This is a genomic window from Promicromonospora sp. AC04 (assembly GCF_003058225.1).
GTDB lineage: Bacteria > Actinomycetota > Actinomycetes > Actinomycetales > Cellulomonadaceae > Promicromonospora.
Genome location: NZ_QBUG01000001.1, coordinates 1,120,508 through 1,144,629 on the forward strand (window position 1 = coordinate 1,120,508; position 24,122 = coordinate 1,144,629).

Here is a 24,122-nt window from a genome sequence, read left to right on the forward strand (position 1 = left end):
GACTACCAGCGGCATGTCGGTTTAGCCCCGTCGCGTCGAGATCGTCAGTCAGGCAACGGCTCGTCAACGAGTTCGTTGAAGCGATCGGTTAATTGCGAGCGCTCGGGCGCAATAAAGGCGTTGTGAGTCGGCCCGAATCACAGCAGGGGCAGCTCTTCGCTCGCCACGACGACTCAGCCCTTCGACCGTCGAGGATCGTTGCCCTTGGGGATGGTGTCTTGATTGCGGATCGCGCCGTCACGGCCGCGAGTCTGAAGTTCCCCACCTCCGTCGTTGCCGAGGATTTCACGCGCACGCTTGACACCCTCGGCCTGCGTCGGTGCGATCGCGCTGGCCCTCGCGGCGCCAGGACGTCGAACTTCCCAGTCCCCGTCGTCGCGACGCTGCACGACACGCTTATTCGGCTGGTTCATCGTTCTGCTCCTTTGGAGTGCGGTTCTAACTCTGGGTGGTGTTTCTGCTGCTCGGAAACCTTCCGGGCAGAGACACGGGGAAGTAGCGAGACCACATTGCGCGGGGCCGGTCCATGATCGTCAAATGTGGTGTTGGGAACTGCGACTTCGCTCGGCGTCCTAGCGGTCACGATCTCGAATAACTCCGCGGGAACTCGGCTCTGATCGATGAGTTCGTCGGCCGAGATCCCCGCCCCTTGAAGAACATCGAGAGCGTGCGGGAGGAGCGAGGGTTGCTCGATCACGGTGACGAGGCCGGGCTCATCTCTCCGCCACCCCTTACCTGACAGGCTGATCATGGCGTTCCTGTACGAGACGTCACCAAGCCGCCCGAGGTGGCGCGCCCGATACAGGAGCGCCTGGATGCTCACTCCCCACTGCTCTTTGAGCTGGCCGAATGTCGTCCATGCGTGACGCCCCATGCTGGTCGGCAGTAGTTCGGAGATCTCGTCGGCGGGCATGAGCAGCTCGGCCGCGAAGCGGTTCGCTTGCTCCTCGACCGTACGCCCGCCGGGCTCCGCGTCAGCGTGCATTACTAGATGTCCAAGTTCGTGCGCGACGTCGAATCGTTGCCGGTAGTAGTCGCGCTTGACCGGGTTGAGAACGACAACAGGTCGCAGAGGGCAGTCGAAAGAGTAGGCATCGACTGCGGATGTCTGTGGCGCGCTGAACACGACGAGCACGCCGTGGTTTTCGAGCAAGCGCACCAGGTGGCCGAGAGGGCCGGATTCGAGTGCCCACGAGTCGCGGAGAGCACGCGCTGCTGCTTCGGGTGCGCCGTCGCCGTTGGCCGCCAGGTCCACGGGGAATGCAGGAATGTTGGCATCGGGAAACTCGACGTGCCGTTCGAACGCTGCCGCGATGTCGACCGCCAGCAGACCGTAGGCAGATGCCTGGTCTCGAGCCAGCTGACTCGTGGAGCGCAGGGATCTGAAGTGCGGCAGTGACGTCGATGAGGACAGGTCGACGGGACGGGCAGAGAAGAAACCCGGGTCCACTGACAGTCCCAGCGCCAACTGTGCAACGTTTGTCGGGGTGGGCCGCTTGGCACCAGACTCCCAGGCTGCAACCGCGGTTGGGCTCTTCTCGATGAGTTCGGCGAGCTGGCTCTTGCGGAGACCTGCCAGTTGCCGAGCGATCTTCAACCGTGAACCGTCGAAAAATGTTGAGGCCTCGACGACACGGCGCATATCGCTCACTGTCCTGCTCCGGTCTCACCGGCAGCCGCGGCCGGCCGCCGCAGCTTCACGGGCGCGTCTGGTACACCGTCAGGTGCCGACGGCATCGGGGTCGACGGGCGGATACGGCCACCATCGGGCGGCGGAGACTGGAGCAAGTCGTGCGACCACTGCCAAGCTTCACCACCACGAGGATTCAGGCGGGGGTGACCGAGCACAAGCTCTCGCACACCCGTCAACGCGTTGAGTGAGTGCGCGACCACCAGCGTGGGCAAATCCAGCAAGTGCGCGTCCGTCAGAGCCTCGATACCGGCCTGCTCCTCGGGAGCGAGGTGGTCGAACAGCGTCTGCAGATCCGGGTCAGTGGACGGCTGCTGGGCGACCCGCTGCTTGGTCGGGCTCGCCTGCGTCCACGAGAAGTTGTTGACGCCCTTGCCAGGGGGAACCGACGCGACGAGCCACCGCAGATCCGCAGTCGCCCACCCCGGGCTGCCGGTGAGATCGTTTCGCACGACCGCATGCGGCGGGATCGACGGCATGGTCGCGACCTCACGCGCCGACAGCGCTGTTCGAACGACATCGAGGCTAGCCGTCGCATCAACGCCTGCACGGACGGCGTACCTGCCGCACGAGAACACACGATCGAGGCGATCCCGGAAGAGCGTGAACCGCGTCACGCCGAGCCAGACCGCGTCATGGCCGGCGTCCTCTGAATAGTCATCGAGCACCCGCAACGTCGCGGAGTCGTATGCCCAGCGGATCGCATCAAGGATCCCAGCTCCACCCAGTGCCTCGATGACATCGTCGCGTTCGCTCATGGCGCCATGATACCCCCGTAGTCAGTAAGTGCGTAGGCGAACAAAACCGCGTGTCGTACATCCGCATAGTGACAGAACCACGACGGCGGGCATCGCCGATAGCCCTGAGGTCGAACACGACATGACTCGCGCCAAAGAGATCCCCCTGCGAGATTGTCTGGGCAGACAGCCGCCTCCGGCACCACCGCAATGCGCGTCGGACGGCCACCCGCACGGTCCCGCGGTCCCGTGCTTTAGCAGGGCGTTGATCGACGGTCGGGGGTCCGAGTTCCCTACAAAGCGGATGCTGCCATGAGCCACTGACAGTTGCCGACCTGCCGCACCTCATAGGCGGAGACCTTGCTCGGAGGACGCGGCGTCGGGACAGTTGCACGGATCGGTGCCATGCGGCGGGTCACTCGGGTGTTGCGCACCGTGCTGAGGCGCCAGATCGCGCTAAGGCTCTCTACCAACCTGGCCTTGCGTTTTCCCGTGGAGGAAAGCGAGCGGAGGTTCGACAGCCGGCCCCGACTGCACGCGCCAGGACAACCGCGAAGTCCACTGTCGATGCCCACTTCGGATCACGCAGGCCATCCTCCGCCAGCAGTTTGGTGAGGTGAGTCAGTACCCTGCGTACCGCGACGGGAGAAACCTGCACCCGCCTAACGCACTCGTCGAGGCCGTGTTCAGTCGTCGTGACGGTCTCCACGACCTCGACAGCAACGGCCCCTGCCGTCGCCGCCCGGCGTTCTTCATATGCGGCGCGTCGGCACCGCTGCGAGCACCACCTCGCTGGCCTTCCCGTCGCCCTGGCCGAGATTGGTCTCCCACACCGAGGACACACACCGGAGACACCCGCACGCCCAGCCGGCTCGCGCTCGGTGGGCATAGGAGACCTGTTGTTCCCCAGCCCGGCAGAACTGTTGTCGACGCTCATACGCCCACTCCCAAGTTTCGTACGGACGGAACCGCTCACAGCTTGTGCATTAGGTGTGTGGCCTTCGTCGGGCGGTCCGCGGGACCCGCTGACCTCTGCTCGCCCGCCCTTGCCACGCAGCCGCGTCCGTCGCGTCGCTGTGTCCGTCGCGCGCCTGTGTCGTCGCGCGCGTGTGCGTCGTCGCGTGTTCGTCGGCCGTGTGCCCGTGCTGCCGGGTACCGGGGCGAGGCAGGGGGATCCCTCCGGGTTGGCGCGCAACATCCCCAAGGCATGCGAAGAGGCCGCCTCCCCCGGGCGGGGAAAGCGGCCTCGTAACGTCAGGACAGGGGTGCGCCCGGCCGCGAGATCTGGGGGAAGCGCCTACAGGTCACTCAGGGATAGTTCGAACCCTGCCGGGCCGTCCCCGGTGACGCTGCGCCACTGCGCGCGACGGCGGCCTTCGTCCCCGCGCGGGTAGGGCAGTCCGGCCTCCAGGGCCGCCGACTCGATCGCGCGCATCGTGGTGCCGACGCCGGACGGAATTGGTGCGTGCCTGACCCAACGGCCGTTCTGGAGGGTCCAGGCCTCGCACCGCGCCAGGTCTGGTCCGATGCCGTGCCACACCCTCAGGACCACCGGACCAGGTGCGGTCCGTTCGGCGGTAGCGAGTTGCGCGGCCAACGGCGAATGAGCGCTGTCTACGCCCGGGAGGAGGGAGCGCAGCACGGGCAGGGCTCCTGCCTGGTCGATGGTGTCGGTGGTCTGGTCCGCGGCGCTGCGCACGATCGCAGGTGCCTGGCCCATGGCGACTGAGCGTGTCGCCCAGGCGAGCATGTCCAGGTCGTTGACGCCATCCCCGACCGCCACGGTGCGACCGGTGGGGATGCCGAGGTGGGTGCGGACGACATCGAGAGCGACTGCTTTGTTCACGCCCTGCGCGGTGACGTCGAGCCAGTCCGCGCCCTGCGGTGTCGCAGTGACTCCAGTTGCGCGCAAGGTGTCGGCGTATCGGCGGATGCCCGGGGCGGTGAGCGCGATTCGGGTCGCGGGCTCTGCCATCAGGTCGGCCAGCAGGACAGTCTTCTGCTGCCCGTTGAGTTCACCAGGTTCGAACGGGCTGCTGGTGCGCCAGCCCCACCCGATCTCCTCGATCGCCACTCGGACGCTGGGGGCGACGTCCAGGGCGCGGCGGATCACGGGTCCGGGATCGAACGAGCGGGCCTCGACCACGTCGTAGCCCGACGGCGCGGTCCGGTCCAGGTGAATGGTCAGGGCGCCGTTGGAGCACACCGCCCATCCGGTCGTCAGTCCCAGCCGGGTCGCGATCGGCAGCAGCCCGGCCAGCGATCGGCCGGTGGCCAGGATGACTTCATGCCCAGCGGCGCGGACCAGGTCCAGTGCTTCGACCGTGCCGGACGGAATGCGTCGGTCACTGTCGATCAGGGTGCCGTCGATATCGAGGGCAACGAGCATGCGCATGCAGGTCGTCGCCGCCGTGTTCATCGGACCACCATCTGGCGGAGGGCCGACCGGACCTGGACCTCGAGACCGTCGCGCTCACCGGTCCACAGAGTGTGCCCGGGAACGAACATGCGGTGGTCCAACGGGGAGTTGCATCCCAGGGTGCGCGCGATCTGCTCTCCTCGACTGATGTCCACGGGCTGGAAACAGATCCGACCGCGAGTCAGCGTGACGATCTCGATCCGGTCCGAGCCCACCGCCCGCACAGCATCGGTAGCGACAGCCATCGCGAACATCAGCTGATCCATGGCAGTGAGTGCCCCGTCATCGAGGCTCGACCGAACTCTCATCGCGTTCTCCTCTGTCCGATACAGGGGCGGCAGGCTGCGCCCTCGGCTCATGGCTCGGGAGCCGACTGTCGGGTCCGAGCAACTTCTCGCACCTTACTGCCTTTTCAGTACGGTGCCAAGGAATCAGTTAGGACGGGAGGCAGGGGAACGGTGGTCCTGCGACGTAGAGTGAGTGCGCGCGTCGGCTCTTTGCGCAGGCTGGAGCAGGTGTGAAATGGAGCAGAGGAGCGATCGAGGATGAGCAGCGACGGGCAGTGGACGAGCGTGTCTCTGCCGTACGTAACCGGCGAGCCAGGCGATGCCTGGGCTGCAGAGGCCGAGGCTCATGGCGGCAAGGGCACTCAGCGGCTCGTAACTGTGGACACGCGGCCCGCCCCCGAGGCGGTCGCCAGCGCCATGCGGCTTCAGCCCGGCGAGCAGGTAGTGCTCCGCTCCCGCGTGATGCTTCTGGACGATCGACCGGTCGAGCTGGTCGACTCGTACTACCCGGCCATGATCGCCCGCGACACTCGCCTTGCGGAGATGAGCAAGATTCCCGGCGGTGCCGTCGCGCACCTGGCGTCTCTGGGCTACCCGCCTCGACGCGTCGTCGAGGACGTCACTGCGCGGCTCGCGACCCCGGTGGAGGCCGAGGAGTTCGGCCTGGAGCTCCCGGCAGCCGTGGTCGAGCTTTCCCGAGTGATCTTCTCCGACGACGACCGACCGGTTGAGGCCAGCGTGATGCTCTCGCCGGCCGATGCCCGCAGACTGCGCTACGAGATCACCCCGTGACCCGTCGGACATGTGCGGGAGCAGGCCATGCCCCGCGGAACTGATCAGCGGCCTCGCCACGAGCAGGTCGCCGCTGAGCTGCGCGAGCAGATCCTCAGCGGTGATCTGGCGCCCGGGGCGCAGCTACCGTCGACCGCCCAGCTCATGGCGCGGTTCGACGCGGCGAACGCGACCATCCAGCGCGCACTGAGGTCCCTGAAGGACGAAGGGTTCCTCAACAGCCGTGTCGGCAAGGGCGTCTACGTCCGCAACCAGCCGCCACTGGTCATCGACACCGGCGCCTACCTCCCACCGGACGGCTCGTTCTCCTACGAGCTGCTCGACGTCGAGACCGTCAGCCCGCCCGCCGACGTCGCCAGCGCGCTGGGACTTGCCGATGGAGAACAGACGGTGCGGCGCCGCAGGATCCTGCTCCACGACGGGCAGCCCCTTGAGCTGTCGGCCTCGTACTACCCGGCAAGCATCGCCGAGGGCACACCGCTATCCGGACCGGGCAAGATCGCCGGCGGTGCGCCCAAGGTCTTCGCGAACCTTGGTCTACCTCCCCGGGCCTTCGTCGATCGCGTCTCAGCAAGGCCTCCGACACGAGAAGAGGTCGAGATGCTCGACCTGCCCGTGCGTGCGCCGGTGATCCGCCAGCTGCGAGTCGTGCTCTCCGACGACGACCGGCCGGTCGAAGCATCGGTACTGATCAAGGGAGCGCACCTGTACGAGCTCCAGTTCCGGCGCCTGGTGCCCGAACCGGACCAAGCCCAGCCCTGACCCAAGCCGTCCCCGTGCGTCGGGCCTCTAGGCCATGGCCGATCTACCAGGCCAGAGCTCAAGTTGCGCTCGTAGCGCCAGGGCACCAGATCGCGCTAATTGGTGTGCGCACTCTGACCTGCTGATATACCGCGCACACCAGTAGGGATGCGGTTACTCGGCGCAGACGGCGCTACGGCAGAGTGGACCGTCGTCCATTCGGCCATGCCGCGACCTGTCGACTATCCGCGCAGCGGTCCCGTCAAGAGCCGCCCGGGGGTGACGTTTGCGGACTTTGATGGGCTTAGCGGCCCGCTGGTGCTAGACAGGCCCTGATTGCGCGTTGACACCGGCAACGCCAGCAGTACGAAGGGACACTTCCATGCAAGTAGACCAACTGAGGCAAGACCTTGCCGCCATATTTCCCGACTATGTTGGCCTGTTATTGTACGGCGGTCGCGCAAGTGACACACTCGAAAGGATCGCAGGAGATTGGGACTTAGTCGTCGTCACGCGAACCCTCTACTCGCCACGACGATTCCACAGTGAACGCGTGGATCTCAATATCCTTCCACTGTCAGCACTAGAGGCGGTGTTGCAAAGACTTCTGGCGAACGAGGAGCGGCCGTGGGACGGAATGTTCGCGCAGATCCAGGTGCTGGACACCACCTCCGCTGAGCTGGATCAGATAGTGGGTGCAATCTCCCTCGCGTACCGGAGGGAACGCTCGCCTGAGGCATCCGAGATCGACGCCCTCCGCTACTCGGTCTCAAGAACGATAGGCGACGTAGAGTCCGCCAGTTCGCCGCTTGGCCTTCATTTGATCACGGGCCAGGCCATTTCGGCCATCTTGTTCGCGTGGACTGCTGTGGTCGGGAAACGTTGGTCCGGCCTTCGGGATGCCTTACGGCAGCTTTCCGTTTCAGAACCTCTACAAGTGCAGCGGTCCGAAGCCATCATCCGTGAGAGGAATCCTCAACAGCGCCTCCTCATGCTTCGTGAGCTGGAAAGCTGGGTGTTTCGCGCAGTTGGAGGGGCCTGGCGCGATGAAGTTCTTGTACTGAAGACGGGGATCGATGCGGGGCAAACACGCTCAGGCTCGATCGCGATGACGAACGAACAACGGGCGGGCTTGCAAAGATTCCTTCTCGACCCGCCGGGGAGTCCGACAAAGCCCAGCGTGTAAGTGCTCCATTCGGACCAATGGACGTCGCCTTTCGGCACTGAAAAGATCGACACCGGCAGTTTTCGTTTGACTGGGAACGTCCGAGTCGTCCGAGAATCCCATCTGCGAGGGAAAACCCGTTTATGCAAACGAACAGGTTGTCAACGGTGCCACCTCCTGGGACTGGGAGCGCCCCATAGAAAGTCCGGCGCGACTCCCATTGTTAGACGATTTCCGTGCCACGAAGCGTCGCGGCAACTTCGCTGATTGGGAGGTACTGCTGATTCAGCACCACCTTGGGACTTTTGTTCCTTTGGTCGATGCCCTGAGCCACGACGGGATGAGCGCCGAAACGTCATGGCACATTGACATTCCGTACTCCACGAGCAGCGAGGCACAGAAATATTTTCGCCAACGATGGCCAGATGACCATCTATTGCCGTTGTTTACGGACCCATTAGCGCACTATTCTGAGGCACAGTTGCTCAGAGTCAGCGTCATGTTGTCGCGGATATGGCAAAAGCAGGGAACACGACCACTGCTAGTGATCGATGACGGTGCATACTTCTTTCGATGCCTTCTGGCGCTTGAGCGCATTGGAGCCATACCACCGCTGGGGAATCGACGGATAGCCCTTGTAGAACAGACCACGCGAGGACACCGGTATCTCGCCGCGCGACAATCGGATCTGGTTCGACTCGGCATCCCGGCGGTAAGTGTGGCCCGAACACGTACCAAGATGCACGTGGAAGGCCCCTGCATCGGTGTGGCAGTTGCGGCTGCCGTGAGTCGGTACGCGCTTTCGAAGAAGCGCGTGGCCGTTCTTGGGTATGGAGTGATCGGGGAGGCAACTGCCAAGAGCCTTCGACATGCTCTTCCGAATGCCGAGATCTTCGTCGTTGAGAAGTGGGATATGGCACGCCAGCGTGCTCATTCAGACGCTCGGGGAAGCTGGACGGTTCTCGACAGCTTGAGCTCGGGGCATGAATTCGATCTCGTAATGGGGTGCACGGGGCGCACTGCTCTGCGGGTGGAGGATAGGCACGTGCTCGCGGACGGCGCAATCTTAGCGAGCGGATCCTCGGCGGCTCTAGAGTTGGACCGTGAGGGATTCGTCGAACTCGCCGATCACTATGAAGCCGGAGACTTGCAGATAATTGATCGCGACGCCACGATGCAGGAGGGCATTCACGCGAGTATAAGGTTTCTCGTCGGCGCTTCACGTGAGATTAAGTTCGTCAATGCAGGGTTCCCCGTCAACTTCGATGGACGGAGTTGTTCGCTGCCCGCGCACATGGTCCAAGGAACGCGAGCGCTCCTATACGGAGCCGCCACGCAGGTTATCGACGAGGGGAGTGTTGGGTTAAATGTCCTGGATGCGCAGGTTGATGAATGGATCTTTAAGAACGCCGTCAAGTACTTCGATTAGGCCTTCAGTTAGTACGGCGAACAGTCTAGAGGCACTCGATTATGCACGGAACCTCCACGCCGAAATCCTCGAATCCAATCGGGATCTCTATACGCGCGCTCAAGTTGTTCTTACTTTGGATGGACTCATAGTCGGCGTAGTAGGATCCAGGGTCCTCTCGGAACCAGGCGATCTGAGGCGCGTAGCGGAGGTGTTTTCAACGCTCACCTGGCTGTTGCTGGTTTCGAGCGTCGTCGCAATTCTCATGTCTCTGATTTTCGCAACTATCTCGCTGATGTCGTTGCATAGGAAGGGGCCCCGCGTTGCGCCTAGTGCTAGCCCCTGGCCATCGGAGCGACTATGGTACTACGGACACATCGCGGCCATGCCTGCAGATGTATTTGTCGGTCGGGCAAGCACAGCCACCGCTGAGTGGGAGATAAGGGCGCGCTTGACCCAGGCGGCCATAATGGCGCCCCTGATGGTCCGGAGGGCGAACTGGCTTAATAGGTCTTTTGCCGCTACTACGCTATCTTTCGTCTCGCTCGCCTTGACCGCGACCGACTACGTCGCTCGGCTGGTGTGACTCCGTTCGGGAAATGCGGCTCCGCTGCACAGGCAACAGCCAACCACCCCCAGGTACCTGCTCTAGTTGTTGCGGGTCGTGAAGAGTCGGACACCCCGAGAGGGATGACTCAACGCCTACTCCGGCCTAGCCTGCTCCCCCGATCTGCGAGAGGCGTGACCCGATCTTGGGCGGTCCGCGGGACCCGCTGTCCGTCAACCACTCGGCTGCTCCGGCTGCGCAGTCGCAACATCGTGTCAACTGCGCTGCTGTGCGTCGTGCCCGTCAGCCGTGTGTGGCTCGTGTGTGTTGACCGTGCTGCGTGACGTGTCTCGCGCTAGTGGGGACGCGGGGTGCCGGTCCACCTCACCGACACCGCCCGCCCCCCGTCAGCAGCGCACCACGGACGCGGTCACGACGCACCCGTGCCGCACCAGTAGCCGCTGCGAGTTGGTGCGCGCAGCTGACCTGCACTGATACGTGCGCACACCTTGGTGTGCGGGCGACTTGGTGTGCGCAGAGCGCGCGCTCCGTCATCATCCTCGACGTATGGATGTTTATCCGCGCGCAGACAGCACGCTGGGGCCGGCGGCTGGAGTCCGCTGGCCAAGCTGCGGGGTCATGCCCAGGGAGTTGGGGGACATGCGTTCACCCTGCTCGCCGCCATGTCCCCCATCAGGAACACACCCGAAATGTCCGCACGGGGGACGTCAACGAGTACCTCGAGAGGTACAGCTGGCGTGAACACTCGCAAGGATGGGGCAGGCACGTGCAGACGTGTGCGGGCTAACTCGGACATGCGCGGTGGTGGCAAATTGCCACCACCGCGCCACGTGCGGGTTCGCTCTCGCATGCCGCGGTCACAGCTGGGCGGTCGCCGGCCTCGGGGGCTAATCCGGACATCCGCGGTGGTGCCAATTTGGCACCACCGCGTGGCCTGGGGTTCTACCGAACCATCGACGTGCCACTGGCCCGTTCCGGGCCTGGAGAACAAACCGGACAACAATGGTTCTGCCAAATTGGCAGAACCATATGACCTGGGCAGATGCCCTAGGCCCCTTCGCCCCCGACCGACTGCCGAGAAACAAACCGGACAAGTACGGTCCCGCCAATTTGGCGGGACCGTACGACCTGCGCAAACGCTCCGGCGCCAATCGCGCACGCATCAGTGTGCCGAGCGGATCTTCACCACCAGCGCCGCCCGGAGCTCGTCCAGGTCCACACGGATCAGCGTGCCGATCCGGTAGCCGGTCACTGTTCCGTCGGCAATCCGACGACGGATCGTCTTGACGGAAACGCCGAACACTTCAGCGGCGTCACGGAGCGAGACAAGCCGTGTTGCGCTCGGACCAGCCTGTCGTGGCGTCTGTGGAGCCGGGACCGTGCTGCTTTCTCGCGCTGAACGATGCGTTGCCATGTCGAACCTCCGGTGTGCGGCGAACCCTCTGGCCTCACAGGTGTGCACCATGCTCCGCGCGCAACCGCCCTGGGCCCCGTGCGTCACAGTCAGCCCGAAGCCTGCGTCCCGTTCTTGGTGTCGGATTGCGGGGTCCGCAGTGCCCGGCGTTCGGCCAGATCGTCCTTGAACGCGGCCCCGAGCTTCTCGGCGATCGTGTGCCGCCGTTCCTCGTCCCCGAGGTGCTGGTAGTGCAGCACGACGGTCGGGTTGCTGTGCCCGGCGATCGCCATCAGCTCTGCCAGTGTCGCGCCGGAGCGGGCAGCCCACGTCAGCGCGGTGTGCCGCAGATCGTGGAAGTGCAGTTCGTCTAGCCCGACGGCCTTTCGGACGACAGTCCACTTGCGCTGGATGATCTGGCGGTGCATCACTCCCCCGCGCGCCGCCCGGAAGACGATCCCGTCCGCTCCAGGTTCGGAGAACTTCTTCAGGTGCTCCCGGAGCATGGGGACCACGAAGGGCGGGATCGCGATCTCTCGGTAGGACGCATCCGTCTTCGGCTCACCGATCTCCGTGAACTTGCCGCGCTCCCGATGATCGGCCGCCGTGCCACGCACGGTGACCGTCGCACGTGACGGATCGGCAAGGTCCAGGTGCCTGCGCTTGAGCGCACGCAGCTCCCCGTTGCGCAGACCCGTGGTCACGGCCAGCGGCACGATGGCCTGGAGGTAGTCCGGCATCAGTTCCGTCATCCGCCACATCTGGTCGGTCGTGACGACGATCGGTTCGTGCACGGCTTTGTACCGCAGCGCACCCTTGACCTTCGCCGGCGAGGCATTCAACAGCTCGTGGTCCACGGCGTCGTTCAGGATCGATGAGAGGACCTGGTAGGCAGAGTAGGCGGCGCCGCGCCCGTCGGGCTTCTCCTGGCCGTGCCACGTCCTGCCGCGTGCTTCCTCGGCCAGCACGACGCGCAGCTTCGTGTACCAGGTGGCTACGTCCAGGCGGGTGAGGTCCTTCAAGGGGATGTCGCCCAGCACGGGCAGGATCCGCTTCTCCAGCGCGGTCTTGTAGCGGTACAAGGTGCCCGGTCGCAGGGTCTTGCCCTCGATCGACCGGTACGCCCACTCGCGGAGCGTCACGGACCGCTGCTCAGCCAGGCGCGCCTCCAGCTCGCGCACCTTCGGCGGCTTCCACTCGCCTCGGTCGATCAGGATGCGCTCGGCGTTGAGCCACGACTCGGCGGCCATCTTGTCGCCGAACGTCTTCGGGTGCCGCTCCAGATCCGGGCCGGTATAGCGCGCACGCCAGCCGGTCACCTTGCCGGTCGTGGCGCTCCTGCGCTTCTCCAGCTCTCCAAAGACTCGCTTGCCTGGTGTGGCTGCCATGGGTGGTCCTCTCCACCCGTCAGGTGTCCCACCCGCTCCCTGTGGGGGAACGACACACCTGGCACACCCTCAGACGCGAGCACTCACCTGCGGAAACACCCCGGATCCCGTGGGGGAACCATGGGGGAATGGGTGGCCCCTGGAGGCCATTCCTGTCCACCACTGCCCCTAGGGCTCATAAGCGTTACCGCAGGTCAACCGGCATCCGGCCTGGTCAGAGGACCAGACCGAAACCGGGGTGATGCTCAGACGTTGAACCTGAACTCCACGACATTCAGTCAGGGAGTGACCTCAGCGCCGACTGGCGGTTGGTCGTTGTCCTCGGCCACCACCCAGCTGGCTGCTGCGATGCGTTGCACGAAGTCGTTAGCCCAAGCGGCGGCCTCTTCGACGGAAGGCAAGACGTCCAGGCCTTCTGCTGCTTCGACGTAGAGGGTGTCCCAACGGTTACCCGCGACGATTTGCGGCGGCCACGCCTGTTGCCGCCGGTAGTCAAAGAGCCGAACGCACGTCGCGCCAACCTGTCCAAGGTCGAGATCCTCACCCTTGTCGAGAAGTTGGAGATCGGCGAGATCGCGAGCACGTTCGCTGCCCTCACTGGAAACGGCGTGGAGCTTCTGTGCGACCTGGTGGTCTGCGCGCATCACCGGCACCGGCTTCGGCGCTTCGAGGCCGACCTCAGTAAAGAGCCTGGCCAAGTCGTCGGCGAGCTGGAACTCGGGCTCGTCCGCGTCGCCGATCTCGTTGTGCCCAAGTTCGAACTTTACGGTGCACCATGGCCTGCCTCGATAGTCGAGCTTCACCTCGAAGGGCTGCATGACGTACGCAGTCGGTACGGCCGGCGGTCGGGGTGCGGCTTTCTCGACCAGTCGGCCGGTGAATCCGACCCAGCCGTCCGCCAGAGACTTCTCGAAGTCACTGCGAAATCTGGCGAGCGTCTGAACTCGTGCGGCATCAAGATCTTTGGTGAACCGCGTCCCGCGCCCGTAACGCAGCGCCATTGCGCTGCCGCCCTCGACCACTCCCTCGGGGAGCATCTGGCCGACGACGACTAGCGCCATGCTGACCCTGCGACGCTGAGCCAATCCGTCGTCACCTTCGAGGTTGCGGATGCGCTGCTCCAAGGAGCGCACGCTCGACGGCGTGCCGGTGTACATCACGACCGAATTCCTTTCCTCAGCCTCTGCCACTCGGCGGTCGTAAGTAGCCCTTCCGCTCGCGCCTGCCTGGTGGCATCCAGTAGACGCTCGGTTTCGATGCGTCCACGACACTCAAGGAGGGCATCCGCAACGGATTGAGACTCAAGACCCTCGTAGAACGTCGTACGCACATCGCCTCTCACCTGCGTCAGTTCGATGAATGCCGGCAGCTTCGGGCGCGCGCGCCGACGAATGGCCACCTTGATCTGTCGAGGGTTCACGTCGGCGAGCCCGAACAAGGCCAGCACCGACTCGCCGTGCAGGTACGCACCCTCGCCAGCCCGTAGGAGCGCCTCGGCGAACTGGTCATACCGGGTAGGAGGAACGTCGGGCACGCGGTACAGCCCGTACGCGACATTCTCTAATCCGCCTCGGGCAGCCAGCTTAGGGAGCTCAACGGCAGGAACGCCTGCCTCAACCGCATCCCGCGTGGACACATACCCGTAGTGATCGAGCGCTATCTCGCGAACGATGTCGCGGTACTTGACTTCGACAGCCATGTCACAACTATACCGAATACGGTAGTGTTGTGACAGGCGATCCGAACTCAGCTAGACGTTGAAGCGTGTCATGTGGGCCTGACCTGGTGGTTCTCCGTTCGGCGGGGCGCCTTGGGGGGAATCGGGCCGGCGTGCTGCTCCCCGCTGGTGGGGAACGTCTTGGAAACGGACTCCATTTGCCGCGCCCAGACGTGGGCATGCAGGAAGGAGTCCGTGCTGCCGAGCATCTCCACGCCCCCGGCGATAACGGCGGATCACATGATCCTGGCCAAGGTCATCGCCAGCACCGCGGCACCGATTCCCCTGCACGCCAAGCGCGGCAGCTCGGCCTGATCCGCAGGGTCGCTACTTGGAAGGGTTCACTGAGCGGGTAACCCGCAGCCAAAACCTCTTCATACGACCTGAAGTTCGCAGCGGATCGACTTCAGGACTCTGGACAACGATCGGACTGCCGATGACAATGCGAGAAACCACTGGTGGAGGCCCCTCACTCCACTCCGCCAAAGGAGAGATCTGGCGGCCCTCAGGTGGTACAAACTCGTCGTAATGGACTCGGAACAGGGATTCGATATTTGTTCTGCGCCACTCCCGCTCTGACCCGATCATCCAGACACACACTTCCGCGACTCGCGCAGGACTGTAGGAAGGACTCGGGAAATCTTCCAACGCGAGTCCTCTATTCTGCGACCAAAGGTACTCAAAGATCATGTCCGTACCAGACCCGGATCGATCCTCAGGCAGCCCGTCCAGGTCCAGCCCTTGCAAATTTCCGTCGGCGGTCCCGTGAAGAACCAGGAGCGTGAAAGTCCCGTCCTGATTAGGCGACTGAGAGACCCACAGTGCAATTTTTGGAGCGACCACTTGCGTCGATACCCGATAGTCGTCGTGCCCTCGAATAGCGTGCGCTGATACACCCGACCAGCTACACCAATTCCCTTCGCATGATTCGAGCGAGCTATCGAATACGTGCGCAGTGCTACTGATCTCGCGTATTTTTTTCTTCGCCAGATCCCGTAGCTGAAGCTTGTTGACGCCACCTTGCAAGGGGAGATCCTTGACCTTCTCAAACCCCACACCAGAAGAATAACCTGGGATCGAGGTACCGAAGTTCGCGGAAACCTTGAAACTGATCTTTTTGAAATCTCTAATGTTCGACAGCTGATATATCTTCCAGTATCCTAGATATATCAGCCGCTTAAGATCCAAATCCATACCCATCCCCCTGAACTTGGCGCTTCCTAGGCTTCAGATGGAGGCATCCTTAGTTTCAGTCGGTGTCCAGACGGCTAGACGTTGAAGCGGAACTCCACCGAGTTTCGACGGTTACAAACCTATAACGCCGCGGCCACACTGAGTGAGGCACTCGCTGCGAATGATGGTCGAGCCAGCCGAGGCCCGGGAGCCTCACCATGCAGAGCCGGGCCCCTCCAGGGCCGTGGGAAGCAAGCCAGCCATCAACTCATCAACTAACCAGAGCACGCCCTCAGCCGACCACCGAACACGCCTCCCAGGCCAGGCAATCGACTCCAGACCGGCTAGCACGGCCGACGCCACAGCGGCGACCTCTAGCATTGTGCTAATCGCAACTGCACCGCTCTTGCCTGTTGGAATCGCAGCCACTCCCGGCTATCGTGGAGGACAAGGTTGCATCCGGGATGCCACCGATCCAGGCAGACGCCAGACCGCTTTTGCCCACCGTGGCCTGCGGGACGAGGGACGGACTCGAACGGGGCTCGCCGCGGAAAACGCGGGAAGAACGAGACAGCTCATCGACACCTGTGAGGTCGACGATGTCGGTTGTTTCATCGCTCGAGCGGCCGTACGGCGTTCATGAACCGCAGGACGCAAACTACGGCCACCCGAACGCGATGCGTGAGCGCGTCGCCGGTGGCGAGATTCCCGCCGTTCGTGTCGAGGATGAGCTGAAGATTCGTGAATCGGATTTGCCTCTATTGGCGGAGCCAGCCCACCCACCAAGGACGGGCGCGATGGCCAGACGGGACCTCCAGGCCCTGGCCGCCAGGATGGTCGCAGACTGGCCGCGCGTCCCCGAGGCGGGCAAGATCGAGATCGGACGGCTTCTCAGCGTTACCTGACACACGAGACGGTTCGGTATTGAAGCTCGCCGTCCGACGTTGTGGACGCGCCTGTCCCCGACACTCCGCCTACCGGTCCACGGCCCCTTCTTGCTCCATACCAACCGGGACCGGCCCGCTGTAGCCCGCATAGGAGTCGTCGCGGTCGATGTGCTGCGAAACCACATCATCGTAGGCCTCGGCCACGCCGGTGCCGCTGGTGTCGAGGATGCTCTCCCAGTCGAATCCCATGGGTGCGACTCTATCCGTACTCGTTGAGGATCCTGGTGATCCGTGCGTTGAGCTCGTCAGCTCGGGCAAGGATCGCGGCCTCCTCTTCCGGGGTGACGTAGCGCGTGGGTGAACGCCGCACTGGCGTAGCTGGCACGTAGGCCGGGGGCGAACTTTCGACCATGGTCGTCACGGTCCGAACGACGGCCGAGAGCGATGACGGGTGCATCGAGGCGTGGCGGCTGATGTAACCCCACTGATCGATGCATGGCAGAAGACCCGGATGATCGGGCCAGTCGGCCCAGCCTGGGCTCGGGTCATTGCGCTGATGGCGGTGTGTCGACCCGGCAGGTTCGTCGCGCTGATGGGCCAGAGCGCGCACGGATCGGTGTGTCCAAGTGCCGTTCGTGCCGAGGACATCGAGCCAGGACCACACGGCGCATGCCGGACACGCAGGTTCGTCTGGTGTTTGCCGAATCTGCGGCCGAAGGTCTTGCAGCCCCCGCGGGGTGAGGCCGAGCGCTTCGGTCCGGGTGAGTCCAAGGCCTCCGTGGCCCACCGGGGCGAGCAGTGTGGCGGCGAACAGCAGCCGGCGCAGTCTCAGTCGCGTCACCCAGTGGGTAGCTGGGTTCTCGATGCGGGCGGAGCCGTGTCGCACGAGGCGCTCGAGAGAGGTGGAGTCGGCGCGTAGTTCCGCCGGCCATGCGGACGCCACATGCTCCTCAGTCTCCCTGGGCCGCAACGTGCCCAGCAGCGCGTGCGACGGGCTGGCCTGGCGGGAGAACTGGTCCAGTGTCGCCTGGTCGCGGCGGCCGACCGGCGTCCCGGTGACGGCGCACCAGTCGAGCCAGAGATCGGGCAGCGTGCTGGTCATCTCCCCAGCCTGTCACGCGACGGGCACGCATCTTCATGCCGTGATAAGAGCCCTTACCAGGAACCCAGCCCGCGTGTGCGCCCCCCATGAGGTGAAGTCCCCAGGCTTACGACGGGACCTACCCGGCAGTGTCGGTGGCTCCCAGTACGCTCGCCTCGCAGTGCCCACCATTCGGGGAGGATGCTCGATGAAGCTGACGTCGTTCCGGGTTCGCCGGTACAGGAACGTGCTCGACTCGACTGATGTGAAGGTCGAGGACGACGTGACGACCCTCGTCGGGATGAACGAGTCGGGTAAGTCGGCGATGCTCGACGCGCTCTACCGGCTGAACCCGGTGTACGGCGACACGTTCGTCGAGCGTGACGACTACCCGCGGTGGCGCTGGAAGCGCGACGGCAGGAATGAAGATCTCTCAGAGGTATCGCCGATCGAGGCGACCTTCGAACTGGACAAGCACGACCTGGCAGCGCTGAGCAATGCGCTGGGCGAGGGCGTCGCTGCACCGAAGACCGTGACAGCTGGCCGGCAGTACGACGATGAGCTCTGGATCGATGTCCCGGTCGACGTTGATCGCTTCATGCGGAACGTCCTCCAAGACCACCCCGAGGCGGACGGGCTGTTGAAGACGCATGGCACTGTCGCCGCGCTCAGGGAAGCCCTTACCCCCGTGCCTACGCCCGCTGTGAGCGACGACGTTGAACTGAGTGACTCCGCGGACGACGAAGACTCCGAAGTCGAGAGGGCCGCGGCAGATGCCGCCGCGCTGGAGAGAATCAAGACCCTCGTCGACGCCAAGAACGACCTCGGAGCGATTGCGCGCACGATCATCCGCACGCGGCTGCCACAGTTCTTTCGCTTCGCTGCCTATCAGAACCTTGAGGGCCGGGTCGACGTCGCGGCGCTACGCACCCAGGAGGACGAGGAACCCGGCGCGTCGTCCAAGCAGACTGCCCGTGCGCTCTTGCGCCTGGCTGAGACCGATGTCGATTCGGTGACCGACGCTGAGTTCGAGTCACGCACCGCCGAGCTCGAAGCCGTCTCCAGCGACCTCTCTCGCGAGATGGCTAAGTACTGGAGCACCAACCCTGAACTCAGGATCAAGGTCGAGATCGAAGCGGAGACCGTGACGCTGCCGCAGGGTGAGACGACCGTGGCGCGCTACCTCAACTTCCGCGTAGAAGATCGCAAGCATGACTTCACCAACAACTTCTCACTGCGCTCATCGGGCTATCAGTGGTTCTTCTCGTTCCTCGCCGCGTTCAGCGAGTTTGAGGAACGAGATGACGACGTTGTGATCCTGCTCGACGAGCCTGCGCTCACTCTCCATGCGAAGGCTCAGCGGGATTTCCTGCGCTTCATCAACGACCGCCTCGCCCCATCGGGCCAGGTCATCTACACGACGCACTCCCCCTTCATGGTCGAGCAGATCGAGCGTGTGCGCGTCGTGGAGGACCGCGGCGAGGAGGTTGGTTCGATCACCTCGTCTGACGCGCTGGAGGTCGGGGAGGACAGCGCGTTCCCCCTACAGGCTGCGCTCGGCTACGACCTGTCGCAGAACCTGTTCATCGGGGAACGGAACCTGCTGGTCGAGGGCCCCTCGGATCTCGCCTACCTCGACGTGATCAGTCGCTACCTCCACGACCAAGGGCGCGACGGACTCGACGATCGCTGGCGCGTCCTCCCCGCGGGAGGAGCCTCGAACGTTCCAGCGTTCGTCTCTCTTCTAGGGCGCAAGGTCTCCGTCACCGTTTTGCTCGACTCGGGCACCGAGGGCGGCGGGAAGGTCGAGGCCGCGATCAAGGCAAACAAGATCGACGGCGGACGGGTCATCTTCGTCGGTGCGGTCCTCGACCAGAAGCACAGCGACATCGAGGATCTGTTCACCGCGGGCGACTACCTCGTGCTGTACAACGCCGCGTTCAACAAGAAGCACAAGGTCAGCGACTTGCCAGATCATCCTGACCGCCTACTCCTGCGGCTGGAGGCGCTCGACGGCAAGTTCGACCACTGGCGCCCCGCCGAGGTGTTACTTCGGGACCCGACGAAGGTCGAGAAACTCTCACAGACGACGCTGAACAACTTCGAAGCGCTGGCACGCAAGATCAACGCCACCCATACGTAACGGGCCGATCCGTGCTCGGCCGTGACCCAGGGGCGGCCGCTTTGGCATGCTGGATGGCCGGTCTGGCGCACCGGCTTGCCGCAATCGCTATCGACGCCAGACGTGCACGTAATCGCTCGTCTTCAGCGGAGCTCCCGCGGGCCCCTTGGTGTAGGACGGAACCCAGATCGGTCGACGCAGTGCCTGGCGAGGTCCGTGAGCTTGTTGGCGCCAGTGGCCGCGCACGATCCACCGGTGACGGTACGTACGCCCGCTGATGCCAGGTGCCGTGTCGACGTGCTTCATGCGGCGCAGGTCAATCACCGTCACGCCCGGGTCCGCGCCCGCCCGGCGTCGTGCGGCTTTGCTGCCCGGCTGTACCCGGCGCGTGCTAGCGACCGTCGATTGCTGCATAAGCGTCCACGCAGCCCCGAGCATCGCGACCAGGGCGCCGTTCCCGCTGTGCTGCCACACATCAGGGCTCACAGGATCAGCCGACGGGATCCCCGTCACCGCGCCTACCGGCTCCAGGACCGTTCGAGACGGGAGGCCAGTGGCCGGTATCCGCTCGTTCATGTGCTCGGATCGGGCGACCTTGACCAGTTGCAGCAGGCCTTCGTCGAGCGTCCACAACACGGCGGACAGCGGCACAGTCGGCTGGGTCGGCTGTCCGTCTGGATCGGTGCGCCACAGCGAGCGAGGAAGCCCGTAGACGATGACGTCGGGCATGGGGTCGGCGAACGCGATGAGCCCGGTCGCGGCCGGCAGGACGCTGGCAGGGGTCCACTCGGGCATGTCTGTCGATGCGTCCAGGGCGACGCGGCCCATGTCGGCGCTGACCCACCACAGGGACGCGTCCTCAGCACGCCGCGCGTTTGATCGCCAATAGGCGGCGGCGTCAGAGGTCTCGTCCGGGTGCCCCGGCTGGCGAAACTGGCGAACGAGATCCTGGCGCATCTCAGGCAGGTGCGTGGGGCTCCACCTCATCAGGCACCTTTCAGGTCGATACGGATCTGTGGCGGCCAGGCCTCGTCTACCGGTGGACGGCTCATCGTGCCGTGTGCTCGTCTAGCCAGTCCTGAAGGGTTTGTTCGTCCCACTCGGCGATAGGCCGCGGAGGTTTGCTGGGGGATGATCGCTGTGGATCCACCGTCCGATTGGTTACTGCCCGCATGTAAGCGGCTCGTCCAGAGAAGTGTGCGGACACGCTGCCATCGGTATAGGTGACGATCGTCGGGTTGTGGCCGGTCGCATGATCAGCCACCCTCAGGCCCTGCTCCTCTGCGACTGCTCGCACTTGTTCACGCAGGACGACGAGGCGTGCCGCAGCCTCGTCTGCCGCGTCCGCCTTGAACTGGGACTTGGAGCCTGCGAGGCCGGTACGGCAGGCGGCCGCCAGGGGTTTGATGATCCACTTGATCACCGCGAGGACAGCGGCCAGGATCACGCCGCCGAGGACGACGTAGATGATCTCGTCGAACTCAAATCCGCCCGTGGGAACGGCTGCCATGAGGGTTACTGGTCGATCCAGCCGAAGCCTGCGTTGCCGGTCTCGTGCATCCACCTCGAACCGCACGCACTGCACTCATAGTCCTGCTCATCCGCGCGCGACGGTCCGTTCGTCATCTCGCGAAGGTCGCCGACTTTGACGAGGTCAGCATGTCCGGAACCTCGTCGATTGCTGTCCTCGAGCGCCATACACGCTTCGCACTTTGCCATGGTGATGACCGTAGTGGCCAGCGCAGGCCGCGGGCTATCACCACCCGTCAAACTCGACTCCTGACCGGGTGAAGCACCGGACGTGCGCCGGGCAGCGCCAGGCCTTCCGATCGATGGCGTGCCACCCAGCCAACGGTGAGCGCTTGTCGTCGGCGGTCACGTCAGGGCTGGGCACCTGGCCGCTGCAGGGTATGACGATCGCTCCCCCGTAGATGAGATGGCAGGTCGATCACCATCACTCCGTCGGCACGTGGAGCTCCAAGAATCCGACCTCGTTTGCCCACCGGTTTCAGCGGGGACGTAAACGACACTAGAGCGGTGACGATGGTGAACGGACTGGGACGTAGGGCGCATCTCGCGGCCGCCGATGCGCCGCCGGAGGTCGTCGACTCCGACATCGACGAGGAGCTGCACGAGCTCGAAGCAGTCTCCCGGAATCTCGAGACCCACACCCTGTCGGCGAACACGCGGCGGGCCTACGAGAAGGCGTGGCGATCATTCGCCGGCTTCTGCGAAGCCTACGGCTTCGAACCGCTGCCCGTGCACCCGCAGGTCGTGCGGTGGTATGTGGCCTGGATGTCGACCCAGGTCGACGACTGGGGTCGCCCCCGCTTTGCGCTGTCCACGATCCGTCAACATCTGGCTGGTGTGGCGGACCGGCACCTACGCGACGGCTACCTCGATCCGACCGGCCACCGGGCGGTGGGCGATCTCGTCAGGGGTTTGGCGAAGCTGCGGGCCACAAGGCCTGTCCGCAAGCGGCCACTGATGCTTGACGACGTAACGCGGGTCATCGACGCGATGCCGCACGACGTCTACCCCGCGGGTGTCTCGGCGACGCGGGACGCGGCTGCGCTGTGGCTCGGTTTCGCTGGTGCGCTGCGGCGCAGCGAGGCCGCCGCTCTGCGGCTGAGCAGTCTTGAGCTCCACCCGGTCGACGGTATCCACCTTCGTGTGGGTCGCTCCAAGGCGGACCAGGACAACACACTTCCCGACGTCGTCGTCCTGCCGTTCGGCCGGACGCCGAGGACCTGTGCACCCTGTGCGGTGCACCGATGGGTCGCGCTGCTGCGTACTTCGGCGCCCGCCGAGCCGCGGACGCGCCGCCAGCTCGCCATGCGGCAGCTCTACGGGCACCAGCTCGACACGCACGTGTGCGGAGCCCATGGGAGTGACCCGCTCATCGACGGGTCGGACCTGGCGCTGCCCGCTCCCCTGCTGCGCGCCACGTACCGCAACCGGAAGGACGCGCGGATCCATGAGGTCGGCGTCAGCGGCGACGCCCTGCATACGATGCTGCGCAGACGCATGGCAGAGGCCGGGATGGACCCGTCGGCCTACGGCTTCCACAGTCTGCGCGCCGGTCACGTCACGCAGGCAAGGCGCAACGGTGCGAGCACAGAGGAGATCATGCGGGCCGGCCGGTGGCAGAAGGCGGAGACGGTGAACGTCTACGACCGAGAGTTCAACCCGGCGGCCCGCAACAGCGTCATGCGCCTGGGTCTTTGACCCGGGCGTCGATAGCAGCCTTGTGCTCTGGATCGAGCTCGTAGTCACCGTCAGCAGCCGGGGCGATTCGGGCGCTGTGGTCGTCCAGTTGCATCTGCTCGGCGGTCAGCAGCTGGACCTCCCGAGACAGTCGAACGACGTCTTGACCCTGCTGGTCCCACCGTTGCTCGGCCGCCGCGAGCTCAGCGATGCGCTCGCGGAGCGCGGACGCGTTCTCCTGCGTCGCGTCTTCACTCACGAGCGCGATCAGGGGCACGCCAAGGGCAGCGGCGGCGGCGACCGCCTCGTCGAGCCGGACCGCGCGGGTCTGCTGCTCGATCCGAGTGATGGCCGAGTTGTCGACGTTCATGCCGAGCCTCTCGCCCATGCGCCTGGCCAGCTCCGCTTGGCTGATGCCGAGGCGCAGGCGGGTCTGACGCAGTGCGCGGGCGAACAGATCTCCGGGCAGTGAGTTCATTAGGGTCGTTGCTCCTGGTCAGGTGAGCTGGCACGTGGTCTCGTACGGGTCGGAGCCGACCCTGCCACAGCAGTGCTGGAACAGCAGGTTACACAGGTAGCACTGCGTATTCCACAGATCCGATGTTGGCTGCGACACCTTGCCCCCGCCCATGGCCGACGCAACAGAGGAACCATTCACCTATGTCATAGATCATTCGCATGGTGTATGTTAATTGCCGGAGACGTGCACGCATGCGAGGAGACTCGGGTCCGGCCGGCGGATCGTCGGCCCGTCCGGTCTTCGAGGCTCCTGGCCAGGGTGCGTGCCGGTCCGTCTCAGCGATAGGTATTCGCGCCCTCTCAGCATCCGTTCGTGCTCGTTGTCTTGTGGCTCGGCGTCACGTCACGAGCGATCCGAGAGGTGAAGATCGATGACGAAGATCCACGAGGCAGCAGTTCTCATACCAGCCCCGCTACCGAGCGCCGCCTGGGACCTCACCAGCTTTCTCGAGAACGCCAGGGCCCAGATCCAGCTCTGGGGTGGTCTTGTGCTCATGCTCCTGGGGGCCGTCGGCTTGGTCTGGGGCGGGGTGCTCCTGATCAGGAAGCTCATCGCCAGCCCGCAGACTGCCGGTCAACAGTCGAGCTGGGGCACCGTCGCCCTGCTCATCCTGTGCGGAGGCGCCCTGGGGACCGGCGGATGGCAGTTCATCGAGACAGTCGGCTCCGGTGGCCAGCAGACCATCGAGGACCTTGGCGGCGGCACGATCATCGTTCAGACCGTCGCGGACGGTGCCGCGGTTCGGGACGACCTCTACGGCGGGCAGGCCAGGACAGGTAGTGGTCCGACATAAGGCCCATCAAGCCTGACGTGACCAAGGCGACCGA

Annotated in this window: 24 protein-coding genes; 8 read left to right on the forward strand and 16 right to left on the reverse strand. The window is 64.6% G+C overall.

Annotation, left to right across the window (positions count from 1 at the left end; translation table 11 throughout):
- Positions 1-173: 173 nt before the first annotated feature.
- From C8K30_RS04845 to C8K30_RS04865, 5 genes are all read right to left on the reverse strand, one after another.
- Complete coding sequence (locus C8K30_RS04845; RefSeq protein ID WP_108491686.1) at positions 174-413, reverse strand: DUF2188 domain-containing protein; 240 nt, start codon at positions 411-413, stop codon at positions 174-176.
- Positions 410-1,642, reverse strand: a complete 1,233-nt coding sequence (locus C8K30_RS04850) for an XRE family transcriptional regulator (protein ID WP_108491687.1) — start codon at positions 1,640-1,642, stop codon at positions 410-412. Before C8K30_RS04850 ends, C8K30_RS04845 begins: the two co-directional genes overlap by 4 nt.
- Before the next feature lie 5 nt (positions 1,643-1,647).
- Positions 1,648-2,448 carry a hypothetical protein gene (locus tag C8K30_RS04855; protein ID WP_108491688.1) on the reverse strand — a complete coding sequence of 267 codons (801 nt, stop codon included), beginning with the start codon at positions 2,446-2,448 and terminating at the stop codon, positions 1,648-1,650.
- A 1,276-nt stretch (positions 2,449-3,724) separates the two neighbouring features.
- A complete protein-coding gene (locus tag C8K30_RS04860) occupies positions 3,725-4,846 on the reverse strand; it encodes an HAD family hydrolase (RefSeq protein WP_108491689.1) in 1,122 nt (373 codons plus the stop codon).
- On the reverse strand, positions 4,843-5,154 hold the full coding sequence (locus C8K30_RS04865; RefSeq protein WP_108491690.1) for a hypothetical protein: 312 nt from the start codon (positions 5,152-5,154) through the stop codon (positions 4,843-4,845). Before C8K30_RS04865 ends, C8K30_RS04860 begins: the two co-directional genes overlap by 4 nt.
- Before the next feature lie 237 nt (positions 5,155-5,391).
- Here C8K30_RS04865 and C8K30_RS04870 point away from each other — a divergent pair, with 237 nt between their 5' ends.
- The 3 genes from C8K30_RS04870 (at position 5,392) to C8K30_RS04880 (ending at position 7,852) form a co-directional block, all read left to right on the forward strand.
- Positions 5,392-5,925, forward strand: coding sequence for a GntR family transcriptional regulator (locus C8K30_RS04870; protein ID WP_108491691.1), 534 nt, complete (start codon positions 5,392-5,394; stop codon positions 5,923-5,925).
- A 27-nt stretch (positions 5,926-5,952) separates the two neighbouring features.
- A complete protein-coding gene (locus C8K30_RS04875; protein ID WP_108491928.1) occupies positions 5,953-6,687 on the forward strand; it encodes a GntR family transcriptional regulator in 735 nt (244 codons plus the stop codon).
- Between the two features lie 532 nt (positions 6,688-7,219).
- Positions 7,220-7,852 (forward strand): hypothetical protein, encoded by a 633-nt coding sequence (locus C8K30_RS04880; protein ID WP_146197329.1) that lies wholly within the window; start codon positions 7,220-7,222, stop codon positions 7,850-7,852.
- Positions 7,853-8,372: 520 nt separating this feature from the next.
- Here C8K30_RS04880 and C8K30_RS30200 read toward each other — a convergent pair.
- Entirely contained in the window at positions 8,373-8,765 is a 393-nt protein-coding gene (locus tag C8K30_RS30200) for a hypothetical protein (protein WP_146197330.1), read from the reverse strand.
- 111 nt (positions 8,766-8,876) lie between these two features.
- On the opposite strand from C8K30_RS30200, the gene C8K30_RS04885 reads away from it, so the two are divergent.
- On the forward strand, positions 8,877-9,260 hold the full coding sequence (locus tag C8K30_RS04885) for a hypothetical protein (RefSeq protein WP_146197331.1): 384 nt from the start codon (positions 8,877-8,879) through the stop codon (positions 9,258-9,260).
- Between the two features lie 1,709 nt (positions 9,261-10,969).
- On the opposite strand, the gene C8K30_RS04890 is transcribed toward C8K30_RS04885, so the two are convergent.
- From C8K30_RS04890 to C8K30_RS30205, 5 genes are all read right to left on the reverse strand, one after another.
- On the reverse strand, positions 10,970-11,221 hold the full coding sequence (locus C8K30_RS04890) for a helix-turn-helix domain-containing protein (RefSeq protein WP_108491929.1): 252 nt from the start codon (positions 11,219-11,221) through the stop codon (positions 10,970-10,972).
- An 89-nt stretch (positions 11,222-11,310) separates the two neighbouring features.
- Entirely contained in the window at positions 11,311-12,588 is a 1,278-nt protein-coding gene (gene xerC, locus C8K30_RS04895; protein ID WP_108491694.1) for a tyrosine recombinase XerC, read from the reverse strand.
- A 278-nt stretch (positions 12,589-12,866) separates the two neighbouring features.
- A complete protein-coding gene (locus tag C8K30_RS04900) occupies positions 12,867-13,745 on the reverse strand; it encodes a nucleotidyl transferase AbiEii/AbiGii toxin family protein (protein WP_108491930.1) in 879 nt (292 codons plus the stop codon).
- Positions 13,745-14,287: a type IV toxin-antitoxin system AbiEi family antitoxin domain-containing protein gene (locus C8K30_RS04905; RefSeq protein ID WP_108491695.1), complete on the reverse strand. Its 543-nt coding sequence runs from the start codon at positions 14,285-14,287 to the stop codon at positions 13,745-13,747. The genes C8K30_RS04900 and C8K30_RS04905 overlap by 1 nt, the downstream gene beginning before the upstream one ends.
- Before the next feature lie 345 nt (positions 14,288-14,632).
- On the reverse strand, positions 14,633-15,499 hold the full coding sequence (locus C8K30_RS30205; protein WP_146197332.1) for a hypothetical protein: 867 nt from the start codon (positions 15,497-15,499) through the stop codon (positions 14,633-14,635).
- A 578-nt stretch (positions 15,500-16,077) separates the two neighbouring features.
- On the opposite strand from C8K30_RS30205, the gene C8K30_RS30210 reads away from it, so the two are divergent.
- On the forward strand, positions 16,078-16,383 hold the full coding sequence (locus tag C8K30_RS30210) for a hypothetical protein (RefSeq protein ID WP_146197333.1): 306 nt from the start codon (positions 16,078-16,080) through the stop codon (positions 16,381-16,383).
- Between the two features lie 69 nt (positions 16,384-16,452).
- Here C8K30_RS30210 and C8K30_RS30630 read toward each other — a convergent pair whose 3' ends face one another.
- Together C8K30_RS30630 and C8K30_RS30635 are read right to left on the reverse strand one after the other, a co-directional pair.
- Positions 16,453-16,614, reverse strand: a complete 162-nt coding sequence (locus C8K30_RS30630; RefSeq protein WP_158280933.1) for a hypothetical protein — start codon at positions 16,612-16,614, stop codon at positions 16,453-16,455.
- A 10-nt stretch (positions 16,615-16,624) separates the two neighbouring features.
- Positions 16,625-17,467 carry a hypothetical protein gene (locus C8K30_RS30635; protein ID WP_158280934.1) on the reverse strand — a complete coding sequence of 281 codons (843 nt, stop codon included), beginning with the start codon at positions 17,465-17,467 and terminating at the stop codon, positions 16,625-16,627.
- 187 nt (positions 17,468-17,654) lie between these two features.
- Here C8K30_RS30635 and C8K30_RS04910 point away from each other — a divergent pair, with 187 nt between their 5' ends.
- Positions 17,655-19,589 (forward strand): AAA family ATPase, encoded by a 1,935-nt coding sequence (locus C8K30_RS04910; protein ID WP_158280935.1) that lies wholly within the window; start codon positions 17,655-17,657, stop codon positions 19,587-19,589.
- Positions 19,590-19,676: 87 nt separating this feature from the next.
- On the opposite strand, the gene C8K30_RS04915 is transcribed toward C8K30_RS04910, so the two are convergent.
- The gene (locus tag C8K30_RS04915) at positions 19,677-20,525 is read right to left on the reverse strand and encodes a hypothetical protein (RefSeq protein ID WP_146197335.1); all 849 of its coding nucleotides are present in this window, start codon (positions 20,523-20,525) and stop codon (positions 19,677-19,679) included.
- A gap of 91 nt (positions 20,526-20,616) precedes the next feature.
- Positions 20,617-21,078: a hypothetical protein gene (locus tag C8K30_RS30215; RefSeq protein ID WP_146197336.1), complete on the reverse strand. Its 462-nt coding sequence runs from the start codon at positions 21,076-21,078 to the stop codon at positions 20,617-20,619.
- Between the two features lie 485 nt (positions 21,079-21,563).
- On the opposite strand from C8K30_RS30215, the gene C8K30_RS04925 reads away from it, so the two are divergent.
- A complete protein-coding gene (locus C8K30_RS04925; protein WP_146197337.1) occupies positions 21,564-22,796 on the forward strand; it encodes a hypothetical protein in 1,233 nt (410 codons plus the stop codon).
- On the opposite strand, the gene C8K30_RS04930 is transcribed toward C8K30_RS04925, so the two are convergent.
- Complete coding sequence (locus C8K30_RS04930) at positions 22,777-23,253, reverse strand: helix-turn-helix domain-containing protein (protein WP_108491700.1); 477 nt, start codon at positions 23,251-23,253, stop codon at positions 22,777-22,779. The two genes, C8K30_RS04925 and C8K30_RS04930, sit on opposite strands and share 20 nt — an antisense overlap.
- Positions 23,254-23,665: 412 nt before the next feature.
- On the opposite strand from C8K30_RS04930, the gene C8K30_RS04935 reads away from it, so the two are divergent.
- Positions 23,666-24,088 carry a hypothetical protein gene (locus C8K30_RS04935; RefSeq protein WP_199230333.1) on the forward strand — a complete coding sequence of 141 codons (423 nt, stop codon included), beginning with the start codon at positions 23,666-23,668 and terminating at the stop codon, positions 24,086-24,088.
- The last annotated feature ends 34 nt before the right edge of the window (positions 24,089-24,122 follow it).